Source organism: Novosphingobium sp. BL-S-20 (genome assembly GCF_055521635.1).
On record NZ_CM145494.1, the window covers coordinates 3,075,292 to 3,091,804 of the forward strand.

At 64.3% G+C, this 16,513-nt stretch carries 8 protein-coding genes; all 8 read left to right on the plus strand.

The window, feature by feature from the left end; translation table 11 throughout:
- The first annotated feature begins 7 nt into the window (after positions 1 to 7).
- Positions 8 to 6,586 carry an MBG domain-containing protein gene (locus ACZ1II_RS22210; protein WP_465145720.1) on the plus strand — a complete coding sequence of 2,193 codons (6,579 nt, stop codon included), beginning with the start codon at positions 8 to 10 and terminating at the stop codon, positions 6,584 to 6,586.
- A 240-nt stretch (positions 6,587 to 6,826) separates the two neighbouring features.
- On the plus strand, positions 6,827 to 7,828 hold the full coding sequence (locus ACZ1II_RS22215) for a phytanoyl-CoA dioxygenase family protein (RefSeq protein WP_465145721.1): 1,002 nt from the start codon (positions 6,827 to 6,829) through the stop codon (positions 7,826 to 7,828).
- 207 nt (positions 7,829 to 8,035) lie between these two features.
- Entirely contained in the window at positions 8,036 to 9,820 is a 1,785-nt protein-coding gene (locus tag ACZ1II_RS22220) for a diguanylate cyclase (protein ID WP_465147365.1), read from the plus strand.
- 95 nt (positions 9,821 to 9,915) lie between these two features.
- Positions 9,916 to 10,731, plus strand: coding sequence for a helix-turn-helix domain-containing protein (locus ACZ1II_RS22225; protein WP_465145722.1), 816 nt, complete (start codon positions 9,916 to 9,918; stop codon positions 10,729 to 10,731).
- A 73-nt stretch (positions 10,732 to 10,804) separates the two neighbouring features.
- Positions 10,805 to 11,149, plus strand: coding sequence for a DUF2322 family protein (locus tag ACZ1II_RS22230; RefSeq protein WP_465145723.1), 345 nt, complete (start codon positions 10,805 to 10,807; stop codon positions 11,147 to 11,149).
- 246 nt (positions 11,150 to 11,395) lie between these two features.
- Positions 11,396 to 13,156 (plus strand): DUF885 domain-containing protein, encoded by a 1,761-nt coding sequence (locus tag ACZ1II_RS22235; protein ID WP_465145724.1) that lies wholly within the window; start codon positions 11,396 to 11,398, stop codon positions 13,154 to 13,156.
- Between the two features lie 50 nt (positions 13,157 to 13,206).
- Positions 13,207 to 14,781 (plus strand): S10 family peptidase, encoded by a 1,575-nt coding sequence (locus ACZ1II_RS22240; RefSeq protein ID WP_465147366.1) that lies wholly within the window; start codon positions 13,207 to 13,209, stop codon positions 14,779 to 14,781.
- A gap of 650 nt (positions 14,782 to 15,431) precedes the next feature.
- Entirely contained in the window at positions 15,432 to 16,511 is a 1,080-nt protein-coding gene (locus ACZ1II_RS22245) for a GSCFA domain-containing protein (RefSeq protein WP_465145725.1), read from the plus strand.
- The last annotated feature ends 2 nt before the right edge of the window (positions 16,512 to 16,513 follow it).

Genomic DNA, 16,513 nt, shown 5'->3' on the forward strand with positions numbered 1-16,513 from the left:
CGGAACCATGACCCGCACTTTCGCGCTCGCCCTCCTCGCCTCCACCGCCCTGCTGCCGGTCGCGGCGCAGGCCCAGCAGCTTCCGAGCGGCGGCCAGGTCGCCGCCGGCAGCGCCACGATCGGAGCCGCCTCGGGCGGCGCCATGACCATCACCCAGGGAAGCGACCGCGCCGTCATCAACTGGCACGACTTCTCGGTCGGCGCCGGTGGGAAGGTCGACATTCTCCAGCCCAGCGCGACCTCGGCCCTGCTCAACCGCGTGACCGGCACCGCCACCTCGACGATCGCCGGACAGGTCAATGCGAACGGGCAGGTCTTCCTGGTCAATCCCAACGGCATCCTCATCACGCCCACCGGATCGGTGAAGGCGGCGAGCTTCGTCGCCTCCACGCTGGACCTTGGCGACCGTGAATTCATGAACGGCGAGATCACCGTCTCCGGTCGGGGCGGATCGGTCGTCAACCAGGGCACGATCTCCATCGTCAAGGGCGGCTTCGCCGCGCTGATCGGCGGCAAGGTCGACAACAGCGGGCTGATCCTTGCGCCGCTGGGCAAAGTGGCACTGGGCGCGGGCACCCGCGCGACGCTCGACCTCGAGGGCGACGGCTTCCTCCAGGTGGCGCTGCCCGCCAGCGACAGCGGTATCGCCATGTCCGGACGTATCGTGGCCGACGGCGGCGCCGTGGTCATCAGCGCAGCCCAGGCCGTCGATGCCGCGCGCTCCACGGTGAACCTCTCGGGCGTGATCGAGGCCAAGGGCTTCGAAAGCAAGGGCGGCACCGTGGTGCTGACCGGCGACGCGATCCAGCTTACCGGCGCCACCATCGACGTATCCGGCACGAGCGGCGGCGGCACCGTCCTGATCGGCGGCGAGCAGCAGGGCAAGGGCACGCTGGTCCACGCGCAGGCGCTCAGCGCCGATGCGGCCAGCACCATCAAGGCCGATGCGACCGGCACCGGAAACGGCGGCGATATCGTGCTCTGGTCGGACCTGCGCACCGATTTCGCTGGCTCGATTTCCGCGCGCGGCGCAGGCACCGGAACCGGCGGCAATGCCGAAGTGTCCTCGGCGGGGCTGCTGAACTACACCGGCCTTGCCGACTTGCGCGGCAGCCGTTTCGGCACGCTGCTGCTCGATCCCTACAACATCCTGATTTCGAACGACGCGAATACCGGCGGCTTCACCGCCAGTGCCGATGACAGCGTCATCAACGCCGCGACCCTGCAAAGTGCGCTGGCGCTGGCGAACGTCGCGGTCTCGACCGGAAGCAGCGGCACGCAGGCGGGCAACATCACCGTGGCGGCACCGCTGACCTGGTCTTCGGGCAGCACGCTGACTTTGGATGCCGCGAACGCTATCGCCATCAATGCCCCGATCACCGTGAGCGGCGCGGGCGGGGTGGCGCTGAATGCCGGTTCGACCACGTCAAACGGCTTCAGCCTGCTGAACCTGACCTTCGGCAACGGCGCCGGCATCAGCTACACTGCTGCGCCCAACAGCGGGCAGAGCCTGTCGATCAACGGCCAGGCCTATACCTTGCTCTACTCGATGAGCGACCTGGCGGAACTGGACGGCAGTTCAGGGAGCTACGCGCTGGCCACGAATCTGACGGCGTCGGGCACGTACTCCACCGCGGCCATACCGTACTTCTACGGCACGCTGGAGGGACTGGGACACACGATTTCCAACCTTCGGATTGCCAATTCTTCCGATTTCATCGGTCTGATCGGCATAATGGATTACGGCGGTACAATCCGCGACATCAGTTTGTCCGGCCTCTCGGCAAACAGCGCATTCGGTTATGTAGGCGGACTTGTCGGCTACAATCTGGGCACCATTGCCAATGCAGTCGTCAGCGGCTCGATCAGCAGCACGTCGAACGTCGTGGGCGGCATCGCAGGCTATAACGACGGCGGCCTCATCACCAATGTCTATACGACAGGCTCTGTGCAAGGCCTCAACTATGTCGGCGGCATCGTCGGGTGGGCGCAGAGCGGCCTCGTCAGCAATGCCTACTCCACCGCGGCCCTGACCGGCAACGGCACGGTAGGCGGCATTGTCGGACAGAACAACGGCTCCATTGTAAGCACTTACGCGACGGGGGCGATCAACGGCACTTCCGGCATCGGCGGCGGCCTGGTCGGAAGCAACGGCGGCTCCGTCCAGTCGAGCTACTGGGACACCGGCACGACGGGCCGGACTACCAGTTCCGGCGGCGGCACCGGACTCACCACCGAGCAACTCCAGTCGGGCGTCGCAACGGGCCTCGGCTCCGCCTTCGCCGGCGGCGCGAACGGCCTCTACCCCTATCTCGCCAGCTTCTTCCCGGACGGCGTGCAGGTGATTTCCGGCACCGCCTATACGAGCAGCGGCGCGGGCGCCGCCAATGCCATCGTCAACCTCTACAGCGGCGGCTCGGTGCTGGCGGGCGGCACCATGGCCACTGCGGCCAACGGCTATTACTACACGATCCTGCCCGTGGGCACGATCGCGGCCGGTAGCAGCATCGGCCAGACCCTTACGCTGAGCGGCGCCTCCATCATAAGCGGGATCGACTACCGCGATTCGATCGCGCTGAGCGCCCAGGGCAACCTTGGCGGGCTATGGGTAAAGTCCGGCCTGAGCAGCACAACCACGAGCCAGACCAGTTCGACCGCACTGGGTACGGCGGTGCTGACGACGGTGGGCATCCTGCCCACATACGACATGAACATGGCTTCGCTCGTCACCATAAGCGGCGATTTCACCATCGACAGTGCCATGCTTGCCGGCTCGAGCCTCGGCGACGTAACGGTGAACGCGGGCGGCAATCTGACGATCGCGGCAAACGGCAGCGTGACGGCGCGCAACATCGCGCTGAGCGCAGCCGGCGACTTCATCAATCTGGCAGGAGCCTCGGCGCTTACTGCAAGCGGCCGCTGGCTGGTCTACCTGCCCGATGCGCTGAACAACATCTACGGCAACCTCGACAGCGACAATACCCCGATCTGGGCGACCTTGCTCGGCACGAACGTTTCGGCAGTCGGCAATCGTTACGTGTTTGCCGAAAGTGCGGGCACTCTGGTGCTCACGCCGGGCAGCAAGTTCAAGACTTATGGCGATAGCCTCTCTTTGAGCAGTGGCTTTAGCATCAGCGGCATACGCGAGGGCGTCGGCGGCGCCTACAAGAGCGGTGTCTATGACACCCTATGGACCGGCACAGCCGTTTCCACCTCCAGCGGAAGCGCTGCCACGGCCAATGTCGGCACCTACACGATCTCCCTCTCGGGCCTGACGGGCGCCAACGGCTATACCGTGGACAGCTCGGCCACCGGCACGCTGACCGTCACGCCGCGCAACCTCATCCTTGCCGCCAATGCAGCCTCCCGCACCTACGGCGATGCCAATCCGGCGCTGACTTACACGGTCGTCGGCGGCAGCCTCGTCAACGGCGATACGCTGACCGGCGCACTCGCCACCAGCGCAACCAGCACCAGCAATGTCGGCAACTACGCCATCGCCCAGGGTACGCTTTCGGCCGGCAGCAACTACGTCGTGAGCTTTGCCGGAGCAAATCTGGCGATTACCCCGCGCTCGATCTCGGTGGCGGCTGATGCGATTTCTCGGCTTTACGGTGATGCAAACCCGACGCTGACCTACTCGGTCGGCGGCGCCGGTCTCCTCGGCGGCGACACCCTCTCGGGCAGCCTCGCCACCAGCGCAACAAGCACCAGCGGCGTGGGAACCTATGTCATCACGCTGGGAACGCTGGGCAATCCCAACTACGACATCAATGTCTTCACCGGCAATTATCTCACCGTCACGCAGCGTAGTCTCACCGTCACGGCTGATGCAATTTCGCGCCTTTACGGCAATGCCAACCCGGCGCTGACCTACACCCTTGGCGGCGACGGGCTCGTCAATGGCGACGCCCTCTCCGGCGCGCTGGGTACCGATGCCACTGGCGCCAGCAATGTCGGCACCTATGCCATCGGTCAGGGCTCGCTCTCCGCTGGCGGAAACTACCTGCTCGCCTACACCGGCGCCGATCTTACGGTTACGCCGCGCAGCCTTACGGTAACCGCCGATGCCCTCTCCCGCCTCTACGGCAACGCCAACCCGGCGCTGACCTACACCCTCGGCGGCGATGGCCTCGTCAATGGCGACGCACTCTCCGGCGCGCTGGGTACCGATGCCACCGGCACCAGCAATGTCGGCGCTTATGCCATCGGTCAGGGCTCGCTCTCTGCTGGCGGCAACTACCTGCTCGCCTATACCGGCGCCGATCTTACGGTGACGCCGCGCAGCCTCACCGTCACGGCTGACGCCCTCTCGCGCCTCTACGGTAACGTCAACCCGACCCTGACCTACACCCTTAGGGGCGATGGTCTCGTCAATGGCGACGCCCTCTCCGGCGCGCTGGGTACCGATGCGACCGCCACCAGCAATGTCGGCGCTTATGCCATCGGCCAGGGCTCGCTCTCTGCTGGCGGTAACTACGTACTCGCTTACACCGGCGCCGATCTTACGGTGACGCCGCGCAGCCTCACCGTCACGGCTGACGCACTCTCGCGCCTCTACGGCAATGCCAACCCGGCGCTGACCTACTCCCTTGGCGGCGACGGACTCGTTAATGGCGACGCACTCTCCGGCGCACTCGGTACCGATGCCACCGGCACCAGCAATGTCGGCGCCTATGCCATCGGTCAGGGCTCGCTCTCTGCTGGCGGCAACTACCTGCTCGCCTATACCGGCGCCGACCTCACCGTCACGCCGCGCAGCCTCACGGTCACCGCCGATGCCCTCTCGCGCCTCTACGGCAATGCCAACCCGGCGCTGACCTACACCCTTGGCGGCGACGGGCTCGTCAATGGCGACGCCCTCTCCGGCGCGCTGGGTACCGATGCCACTGGCGCCAGCAATGTCGGCACCTATGCCATCGGTCAGGGCTCGCTCTCCGCTGGCGGAAACTACCTGCTCGCCTACACCGGCGCCGATCTTACGGTTACGCCACGCAGCCTTACGGTAACCGCCGATGCCCTCTCCCGCCTCTACGGCAACGCCAACCCGGCGCTGACCTACACCCTCGGCGGCGATGGCCTCGTCAATGGCGACGCCCTCTCCGGTGCGCTGGGCACCGATGCCACTGACGCCAGCAATGTCGGCGCCTATGCCATCGGTCAGGGCTCGCTCTCCGCTGGCGGAAACTACCTGCTCGCCTACACCGGCGCCGATCTTACGGTTACGCCGCGCAGCCTCACCGTCACCGCCGACGCACTCTCGCGCCTCTACGGCAATGCCAACCCGACCCTGACCTACTCCCTTGGCGGCGACGGCCTCGTCAATGGCGACGCCCTCTCCGGCGCGCTAGGCTCCGATGCAACCGTCACCAGCAATGTCGGCGCTTATGCCATCGGTCAGGGCTCGCTCTCCGCTGGCGGCAACTACCTGCTCGCCTATACCGGCGCCGATCTTACGGTGACGCCGCGCAGCCTCACGGTAACCGCCGATGCCCTCTCGCGGCTCTACGGCAATGCCAACCCGCCCCTGACCTACACCCTCGGCGGCGACGGCCTCGTCAATGGCGATGCCCTCTCCGGCGCGCTGGGCACCGATGCGACCGCCACCAGCAATGTCGGCGCCTATGCCATCGGTCAGGGCTCGCTCTCTGCTGGCGGCAACTACCTGCTCGCCTATACCGGCGCCGACCTCACCGTCACGCCGCGCAGCCTCACGGTCACCGCCGATGCCCTCTCGCGCCTCTACGGCAATGCCAACCCGGCGCTGACCTACACCCTTGGCGGCGACGGGCTCGTCAATGGCGACGCCCTCTCCGGCGCGCTGGGTACCGATGCGACCGCCACCAGCAATGTCGGCGCTTATGCCATCGGCCAGGGCTCGCTCTCTGCTGGCGGTAACTACGTACTCGCTTACACCGGCGCCGATCTTACGGTGACGCCGCGCAGCCTCACCGTCACGGCTGACGCACTCTCGCGCCTCTACGGCAATGCCAACCCGGCGCTGACCTACTCCCTTGGCGGCGACGGACTCGTTAATGGCGACGCACTCTCCGGCGCACTCGGTACCGATGCCACCGGCACCAGCAATGTCGGCACCTATGCCATCGGTCAGGGCTCGCTCTCCGCTGGCGGCAACTACCTGCTCGCCTATACCGGCGCCGACCTCACCGTCACGCCGCGTAGCCTCACCGTCACCGCCGACGCACTCTCGCGCCTCTACGGCAATGCCAACCCGGCGCTGACCTACACCCTTGGCGGCGACGGACTCGTCAATGGCAATGCCCTCGTCGGCGCGCTGGGTACCGATGCCACCACCACCAGCAACGCCGGCGCCTACGCCATCACCCAGGGTTCCCTGACGGCAGGCGGCAACTACACCATCACCTACACCGGCGCCGACCTCACCGTCACGCCGCGATCGCCGGTAACCACTGCAGGCAATCTCCTGCCCTACATCTTCACGGCCAACCTGCGCCCGACGGCCAATCAGGTCACTCTCAGCACCGCAACGGATAGCGGATCGGACTCATCGACGACGCTGGTTTCCTGCCAGACGCTGGGCGCAACGTCCTGCAGCGGCAACTGATGGATGAAGGAAAGGGAATGCAGATGCGTTCCCTTTCCACCGTCCTGACCCGATCGGCGCGCCCCTCAGGCAAGGACGCCCGTTCCTGATCGGAGCACATATTTTCAGGAATTTCACCTTCAAGCCGGTCGCCCAGAAAGCATCGCCATTGCGGCGCGCCGATCGGGCGATAGAACGGCGGACACCCCGTTCACAGGCGGATGGATCAAGACCCATGCCTGAGCGCACACCAGGTACCGCATGAATCGGCATCTGAGCGAGCCTTACGATCCCCCATTCCCCGACGTGCCGGGGCTCGACGCATTTCGTGCCCAGGTGCTGGGCGAAGTCGGTGGACGGGTAAGCCCTGGCCAGACCCGCGTGATGCTCAGCATGCTCGGGCTGGGTCTCGAACAGACGATGGCCTGGCTGGCACGGACCCGCCCCTCGCCCGAGGCATTCCGGCGCTGGATCATCGAGGTGGCAGGATTGCCACGCCCTGACACGCTTGGCCGTTATATAGCCTCGATCGAGGGGTTTCCCACCCCGGAGGCAACGCAGGATCGCTGCGATGCCGTCGACCTCATGCCGCCGGTGCTCGACGCGCTTGAACTCGCGCGCTGGGAGCGGGACGGCTATGCAGTCCTGCACAATGCCATCGCCCCTGCCGCTGTCACCGCGCTGGCCGAACTGGCGTGGCAACGCGCACAGGCCCTGCCCGGCGATCCCGCCACATGGTATGCCTCCCGGCCGCAGGGGATCATGCTCCAGCATTTCCAGAGCCCGGAGCAGGACGCCACCCGGCATGGCGAGCGCGTGCACAAGGCTTTCGCGCAGCTATGGGGCACCGCGGATCTCTGGCCCAGCATCGACCGGCTCGGCTTCAGCCCGCCCGTCACCCCGGAGGCGCCCTTTCGGGCTTCCCCACTGCACTGGGATTGCAGTCTGCACAGGCCGGTGCCTTTCGGCCTGTTCGGCCTACTCTATCTGACCGATACCGCGTCGGACCAGGGCGCCTTTCGCCTGGTACCGGGCTTCCATCGCCGTCTGGACACCTGGCTCGACGAACTGGGAGATCGCGATCCGCGCCAGGTCGATCTCGACGATCAGGCTGTGCCGATCGCCGGCCGGGCTGGCGATCTCATAATATGCCGCCACGAACTTCCGCACGGCGCCAGCCCCAATCGCGCCGATCGGCCGCGTGTGGTGCAATATCTTTCGATGTTCCCCGCCTGGCAGGAAGAACAGGAAATCTGGCGCTGAAGCATTTTCCAATCGAGCGAAATCACCCGACGATTCAGAAAAATGCGGGATCGGCTGGGAAAATCCAAGGTTTTCCATATATACAAACGATTAGGATTGCATCTCGCCGACGATTGACCAAAGGCGAACCCTGTGCGGAAAACGGAGCTTCCCTTGGTCGGATCATTGTCCAATCGCATCGTGGTGCTGTGCGGCATCCTGTGCCTGATGCTGGCGATACTGGCAGGGCTGCTGCTCGACGGTTCCGCGCAAATGCGCAGCAGCCTGACCTGGGTGACCCATTCCTCGCAAGTCCTCAAGACCGCCAACCGCGCGCTCGGCCGTCTACAGCAGGCGGAATCGGGCCAGCGCGGCTTTGTGCTGACCCGTGACGCCGAATTCGGCAAGACCGTCGCCGCCGACATCGCCGCGTCTCGGCAGGAGGCCGCCGAACTCGTCCGCCTGACCGCCGACAATCCCTCGCAATCGGAGCGCTCGCGCCAGATTCGCTCGCTGATCGAAGAGCGTGCGGCCAGCCTTGAAAAGTCCGCCGAACTCACCGGCGCAAACGATTTCGCCGCGGCCCAGGCGCTGACCGCCAATGGCCGCGGCCGTTACCTCATGCTGCTGGTAGAGGCCCGCGTGGGCGATCTGCTGAACGAGGAGCGCGCCCTTTCGGTCTCGCGGATGGACGCGGTGGAGCGCCGCCTGAACTACATCCGCTGGCTGGTGCTGATCGGTACGCCTCTCGCGGTGATCTTCATCGCCCTGATGGCCACGGCCCTGATCCGCCGCATCCGCCGCCCTGTCGACGCGATGATGACCGTGATGGGACAACTGGGCGCGGGAGACCGCAGCGCCCGTATCGATGCCCGGATGGAATCGAGCGAATTCGAACGGCTGGCGGGCGGCTACAACGCCATGGCGGATGAACTCCAGGCCGCCGTCGCCGACCAGGTGGACAGCGAGGAGCGCCTGCGCGTCGCCAACCTGGAACTCAGCGACAACGCCGATGTCCTGCGCGAACGCGGCGAAGTGATCGAACTTCTCGGCGGCATGGCCCACCGCATGCAGGCGGCCCGCACCGACGAGGAACTGGCCGCGATCATCCGCGTCTTCGTGCCGCGCGTGCTGCCCGAAATTCCCGGCGCACTCTATGCCCACAACAATTCGCGCAACCTCCTCGTGCCGATCGCCGCCTGGGCCGGGATCGAGGTCGAGACGGCGGGCTTCGCGCCGGACCAGTGCTGGGCGCTGCGCCGGGGCCAGAGCCACTTCGTGATCGAGGCGGGTTCCGATATCGTCTGCGCCCACGTCGGCGACGAGGCCGACCATTACCACTGCGAGCCGCTGCTGGCGGGCGGCGAGGTGATCGGCGTGCTCTATCTCCGGGGCGTCGTCGGCGCGGAAAGCCGCTTCCGCCTGACGGTTTTGACCGAGAATATCGCCTCCGCACTCGTCAACCACCGGCTCCAGCGGGGCCTGCGCGAACAGACCATTCGCGATCCGCTCACCAGCCTGTTCAACCGCCGCTACATGGAAGAGACGCTGGCCCTCGAAATCGCGCGGGCCTCGCGCACGGGCAGCCCGCTCAGCGTGGTCATGTGCGATGTCGACCACTTCAAGCGCTTCAACGACGAGTTCGGCCATGAGGCGGGCGACGCCGTACTGCAATCCGTCGCGGCGGAGATGCGCACCCGTTTCCGCGACGGCGATGTCGTCTGCCGGTTCGGCGGCGAGGAGTTCACGATCATCGCGCCCGGCACATCGGCGGCGGTTCTCGCGGACCGGGTGGAAGCCGTGCGCCAGGCGATCAGCGAGCTGATGGTCAGCCAGGGCGGACGCACGCTCGGCTCGACGACGATGTCCTTCGGTATCGCGACCTGGGATGAGAGCATGGAACGCGACGGCTCCACCCTCGTCAAGGCCGCCGACGCCGCGCTCTACCGTGCTAAACGCGACGGGCGGAACCGGGTGGTTCTCGACGGCCGCGCGGAAGCCCTGGCGGCCTAGGACGTGTGGGCGGAAGCCCTACCCCCCCCGAAACACGGGGTACAAATTTTTCGGGGTAGCCGCTCCCACTGAGGTTACCTTAGGTCGCGGAGGGTATGAAAATGCCGGCTCACGAAGACCTTTGGGGACTCACCGAAAAGGAAAAGCAGACCCTGCGCCTGATCGTGCGCGGCCACGATGCGAAGTCGATTGCATCCAGCCTCGGCCTGTCCGTCCATACGATCAACGAGCGGCTCCGCGATGTCCGGCGCAAGATGACCGTATCGAGCAGCCGCGAGGCCGCGCGGCTCCTGCTGGAACGGGAAAGCGCAGAGGCGGTTCCGACCTCCCCCCATTCTCTGGGGGACGCAAGAATAGGGGACGACGCGGCCCCGTCCGCAATGGATCAGAAGCAGGCGCCGATCGGCGGCGCGGCGCGCACAACCCGCGCTTTCCCGATCATTCTCGGAGTCCTGCTCATGGGCATCGCGCTCAGCCTTCTCGCCCTTGCCGCCCTGTCACAGGTCGACACGGCAGCCCCGCCCGCTCCCCTCGCAGCCTCATCTGCCGCAAACCCCGGCTCCGAAGCGGCCGATGCCGCCCGCCGATGGCTGGCCCTGGTCGATCAGGAACGCTGGGACGAAAGCTACAGGGCGACCGGCAAGGCCTTTCGCAAGCTGAACACCGCCGAGGTCTGGGCCGCAACCTCCCACAAGGTGCGCGCGCCGCTGGGCGCGGTGATCTCGCGAACGTTCGTCAGCGAGGAAAACCTGCCCGCCCCGCCTTACGGCTATCAGGTGGTAAAGTTCCGGACCGACTACGCCAAGGGCGCCGACATGCTGGAAACGGTCTCGCTCGAACGCGAGGACGGTGCCTGGCGCATCGTCGGCGTGACGATCGAACAGGCGCCCCCTCCCACCGCAATCAGGTGATCGCCGCGTCGATTGAAGGGGGCACAGGATCGTGTAACAGCGCCTGCAAACGATCACTTCAGGAGATTTCGAAATGCCAGCGCCGATCCAACCAAGCGCAACCTTCAAGGAAAACCTTTCGCAACTGCCCTCCATCGAAGGCCTGGAGCGGATCGACCTGGTCAACGGCAATGGCACCGTCGTTGCGATCATCGAAAACCAGCCGGGCAAGCAAGGCTCGCTGGCAGTCTATCAATACCTGAAGCAGCAGTTCGGCACCCTCGATGCCGATGCGGCCAAGGCAGGCATGGCCGTGTTCGCCGAGCATGTGGAAGATGCCCGCAACCGTCCCGGCGCCCATCCGAATGTCGACCGCCTGCTCGAAATCGCCTCGGGCGCCGATCCGCTCGCGATCGAGGTCATTTCCGCCGAAGGCTGATTTCCCGCATGATCCGCCCCGGCCGCTACCTTCCCAAGATGCTGGAAGCCCAGCGACCGGGGTTTATTCCGACACTGCCAGCCAGGCAGCCTCCCTTGCCAATACGTATATGTTATAATAGCAAAAGCAGATCGGGGTTTGGTGCCGTATCCGGCTGAGCCGGAACGATACCGACGCCTCAGGCGGGCAAACAAGACGGGCATTCGATCTCGGCCTTCCGCCGATCCTCATTGGCCAGGGAGTCCCATGTCTGCTTCTCGCACCGCTATCGCACTGCTTTCCGGATTGCTCATCCTGAATTCCACCTCGGGCAGCGCCGCTCGCGCCGAGACCGCCGACCAGCGCTTCCGGAACCTCTACGAAGCCGAATGGAAATGGCGGGGTGAGCAGTTCGCCCAGTCGGAGGACGACGAAGAACGGCCTGTCGATCATTTCCCCAAGGTCGATGCGGCCAGTCAGGAAGCGCGGATCGCTTATTGGCGCAAGGCGCTGGCAAGTCTCGATGCCATCCCCGCAGCGCAGCTCTCGCCCGAAGAGAAGATCAATGCCGCGGTATTCCGCACCAGCCTGGAAGCGTTCCTCGCCGAAGGCCGGTTCCGCGCCTGGGAGATGCCGCTCAACTCCGACAGCCAGTTTTGGTCTGGCGTGGCGATCGGCGGCCCGCTGCGGGATGCAGCCGCCTATCGCCGGTATCTAGACAAGTTACGCGACCTGCCGCGCTATTTCGACGAGCAGACCGCCAATATGCGCGCCGGCCTGAAGCGAGGCTTCAGCGTACCGCGCGTCACCCTGGCAGGGCGCGACAAGTCCATCGAAGCCTTCACCGGCACCGATCCCGAGAAAAGCCCCTTCTGGGCTTCATTCGCCAACCTGCCCGACACCATCGCCGCCGCCGATCGCGCCGCGATACAGGCCGATGCCCGTCAGGTCATCACGAACGAGGTCCGGCCCGCCTACGTCAGGCTGCTCAACTTCTATCGCGGTACCTATCTGCCGCAGACCCGCATCTCGCTTGCCGCCGAAGCGATGCCGGACGGCAAGGCATTCTATCAGGCGCAGATCCGCGAATATACGACCACCGATCTGACCGCCGAGGAAATCCACCGGATCGGGCTATCCGAAGTCGCGCGCATCACTGGCGACATGGAGAAGACCAAGGAGGCAGCGGGCTTCAAGGGCGACCTCAAGGCCTTCTTCCATTTCCTGAGAACCGATCCGCAATTCTACGCCCGCACACCCGACGAACTGATGGGCGTCTCGGCCTATACCGCAAAGCGCATGGACGGCCTGCTGAAGACCACCATCGGCTTCCTGCCCCGCTATCGCTTCTCCATCAAGCCCGTGCCCGATGCGATCGCCCCCTTCTACACGTCGGGGCGCGGCGGCCTCGATAGCTGCATGATGAACACCTACGATCTGCCGCAGCGGCCCCTGTATCAGATTCCCGCGCTTACCCTCCACGAATGCAACCCCGGCCACAGCCTTCAGGCCGCGATCGCGCGCGAAGCGCCGCTGCCGATGCGCCCCGAATTCCGCAAGCAGACCTATTTCTCGGGCTATGGCGAAGGCTGGGGTCTCTATACCGAATGGCTGGGCGGCAAGATCGGCATCTACCGCACGCCCTATGAGGAATTCGGCCGCGAATCCTACGAGATCTGGCGCGCATCCCGCCTGGTGATCGATACCGGCATTCACCATTACGGCTGGACCCGCGAGCAGGCGATCGCCTACCTCACCGACCATTCGGCGATGTCGCCCCATGAGATCAAGACGGAAGTCGATCGTTACATCAGTTGGCCCGGCCAGGCGCTCGCCTACAAGTTGGGCGAGCTGATGATCCGCAAGGAACGGGCCAAGGCCGAAGCGGCTCTGGGTGCCAATTTCGATCAGCGCTGGTTCCACGACAAGTACCTGAGCCTGGGCTCGGTTCCCCTCCCCGTCGTCGAACAGCAGATGGATCAGTGGATCGCCGAGGGCGGCAAGAATCCGTTCCCGGACCTCCATTGACCTCCGGAATTCCTCCTTTCCACTCTTCCCGCAAAGGCCATGCCGTGCTTCTGAAACCCCTTCTTCTTGCCGCCTCCGCGGCGATCTTCCTCAGCCCGGTCGGTGCCCTTGCCGTCTCCCCCAATGATGCGAAACAGGACATCGGCAAAAAGCACGAAGAAGAGAAACAGGACCCGGATACGGCAACCGCCCCCCTCGCCGAGCAGGCCCAGCCCCAGCGCGGCAGCGTCACGGTGCACGGCAAGACGATCGGCTACACGGCGACCCCCGGCACGCTCACCATCCGCAACGACAACGGCGAGCCGGTCGCGAGCATGTTCTACGTCGCCTATATCGCCGATCGGGCGAAAGGCGCCGCAGAACGTCCGATCACCTTTGCCTATAACGGCGGGCCTGGTTCCTCCTCGATGTGGCTGCACATGGGATCGGTCGCGCCCGTCCATGTCGAGACGCCCTTGCCGAGCGCGCAGCCCAATGCGCCGTTCCATGTCGTGCCAAACCCCAACACCATTCTCGACCATAGCGACGTGGTGTTCCTCGACGCGATAGGCACCGGCCTCTCGCGCCCGATCGGCAAGGCGAAGGGACCGGAATTCTGGGGTGTAGACCAGGACATCGATGCCTTCGCGCGCGGCATCACCCGCTTCCTGACCCGATACGACCGCTGGAACAGCCCCAAGTTCCTGTTCGGCGAAAGCTACGGCACCCTGCGCTCCGCCGGTCTCGTCTATCAGCTCCAGGATCGCGGCGTGCAGATGAACGGTGTCATCCTGCTTTCCTCGATCCTGAACTACGGCGTGCGTCAGCCGGGCTACGACATGATCCACCTGACGTACCTGCCCAGCTACGCAGCGGATGCCTGGTATCACGGCCGCATCCAGAATCGCCCGGCGACGCTCGAACCCTGGCTCAGCGAGGTGCGGCAATGGACGTTCGGTCCTTACGCCTCGGCCCTGCTGAAAGGCTCGGACATCACCCCCGAGGAAAAGGCAGCCATCGCCCGCCAGATGAGCGCCTATACGGGCCTTTCCGAGCAGTTCATCCTGCGCAACGATCTGCGCGTCGATCTCTCGCGATTCCGTAAGGAATTGCTGCGCGATCAGGGCAAGACGATCGGCCGTCTCGATGCCCGCTTCACCGGGACGGACGTAGATGATGCCGGCGACGCGCCGGAATACGACGCCGCCGACCGCTCGCTCAGCGGCTCCTATATCGGCGCGCTGAATTCCTACCTCTTCGGCACTCTGCGCTACAAGACTCCACTGGTCTATCGCCCGAACTACTACGCCGAGATCGGCGGCGGCAAATGGGATCAGAAGCACCGTGCGCCGGGTGGACGCGGCCAGATGGCGCTGGCGGATACGGCGCTCGATCTCTCGCAGGCGATGCGTGAAAACCCCAATCTCAAGGTGCTCTCACTCAACGGCTATTACGACATGGCGACCCCGTTCACCGGCGCGGAGTACGACCTGAAGCACATGTCTCTCCCCCCTGAAGCGCGAGGGAATCTGACGTTCAAATATTATGAATCCGGCCACATGGTCTATGTGGAGCCTCAGTCTCACGCCCAAATGACGCGCGACATCGATGCCTTCATCGATATGGCAAGCGGCACCGGAAACTGATCCGGCGGGCAGTTCCGAACACAAGACGCGGTCACGCCGAAGCATGCGCACCCGGCGCGACCGCGCCTCTTGAAACCGGAGGCGGGCGCTCCACGTTCAAGTTTCCATCCAACACGTGGCCTCGTTGCGTAAAAACGCTTGTTGCGGAAATGCCAGCCGCGGGATCGAAGGAAAGTCGGAAAAATCGAGGTTAGCCGAAACCCCAGGCTCCGCATTCAAGCTGAAGGCGGTCATCGATAGGGTTATAGTGAAAGACGCTGTGGAGGTAGCGTGAGTCACATTCCCTAAGCATGCATCTGCTTTATTGAGATATTCACAGACATTTCGCCAAATCGATCCATTGAATATACCTTTGTCAAGAAAGAAATACTTGGTTCGATTCTGATTTGTCGCTTCGAATCACTCTGATTCGCCTGACGGAACGGTGACACGGCAAAGGATGCCAGCAGGCCGGACTGGAAAGCTGAACTCCGGGCCACTGGCACTATCAAACTGAGAAAACCGCAAATCTATTTGGATTGATGCAATCGATCTCAGCACTGGAAATGAGTGAAAACCAGATGCGTCAATGGCTTGTAGAGCATCATGGATTTCGTCTAGCGTGACGCTGCATCATTCCGGTGCGTTCTTGACGCGCGTAAATTTCCGCCATGTCCGACTTTGAAAAGCCGCCCCATCCCTACGCCGGGCTGCCGAATTATCAATTCTGGAACCGCTCCGTTTCTGCGATCGAGCCGCATCTGGTCGATCCGGTGACGCATCCGCGCTTTACGATCGGCCGCGATGCACGGGTGGCAACGGCAGGCAGTTGCTTTGCCCAGCACATCTCGCGCGCGATCTCGAAAGCCGGATTCAATTATCTCGTGGTCGAAAGCGCATCCGGTCCGCAAGACGAGAGCGGCGGCTATGGTGTGTTCTCTGCCCGCTACGGCAATGTCTATACCACCGTCCAGCTGCTCCAACTGTTCGAGGAAGCATTCGGGAAGCGTGCGGTAGACCTCGCGCCCTGGCAGCGCCCGGACGGTCGTTACATCGACCCGCTGCGCCAGCAAGCTGAGCCGCGCGGCTTCGCCAGCGCCGATGCCGCCAGGGAGGATCGTCAGAAGCATATAGCCGCCGTGCGCCGCATGTTTCTAGAAGCGGACGTTTTCGTCTTCACGCTGGGACTGACCGAGGCGTGGCGTCTGCGTGAAGATGGTACGGTGCTCTCGGCAGCGCCGGGAGTCGTCGGCGGGCGGTTCGATCCCGAACTGCACGAATTCGTGAACTTCAGCGTGGACGATACGAGCGGCGCGCTCATCGCATTCCTAGAGCAACTTCATGGGGTGAACCCCGCCTGCAAGGTGCTGCTGACTGTCTCGCCGGTGCCGCTAATCGCAACGTATGAGGATAAGTCGGTCTTATTGTCGACCACCTACAGCAAATCGGTGCTGCGCGTTGCAGCAGAAATGGCGACGCGCAATTTTGACTGGGTGGATTATTTCCCGTCTTACGAGATCATCACCGGCAGTTTTTCGGGCGGCCTTTATTATGAGGAGGACCGCCGGAACGTGAACGCGTTGGGCGTTGCCCATGCGATTCGCTGTTTCATGCGTCATTATGCCGAGGGCGACGGCCAAAGCGCCGCTCAGCCCATTCTCGCCTCGCCCTTCGACCATTCAATGGGGAGCCATCAGCGGGCGCGAGATATTGTGTGCGACGAGGAAATCCTCGAACGAGCAAGGACATAGTA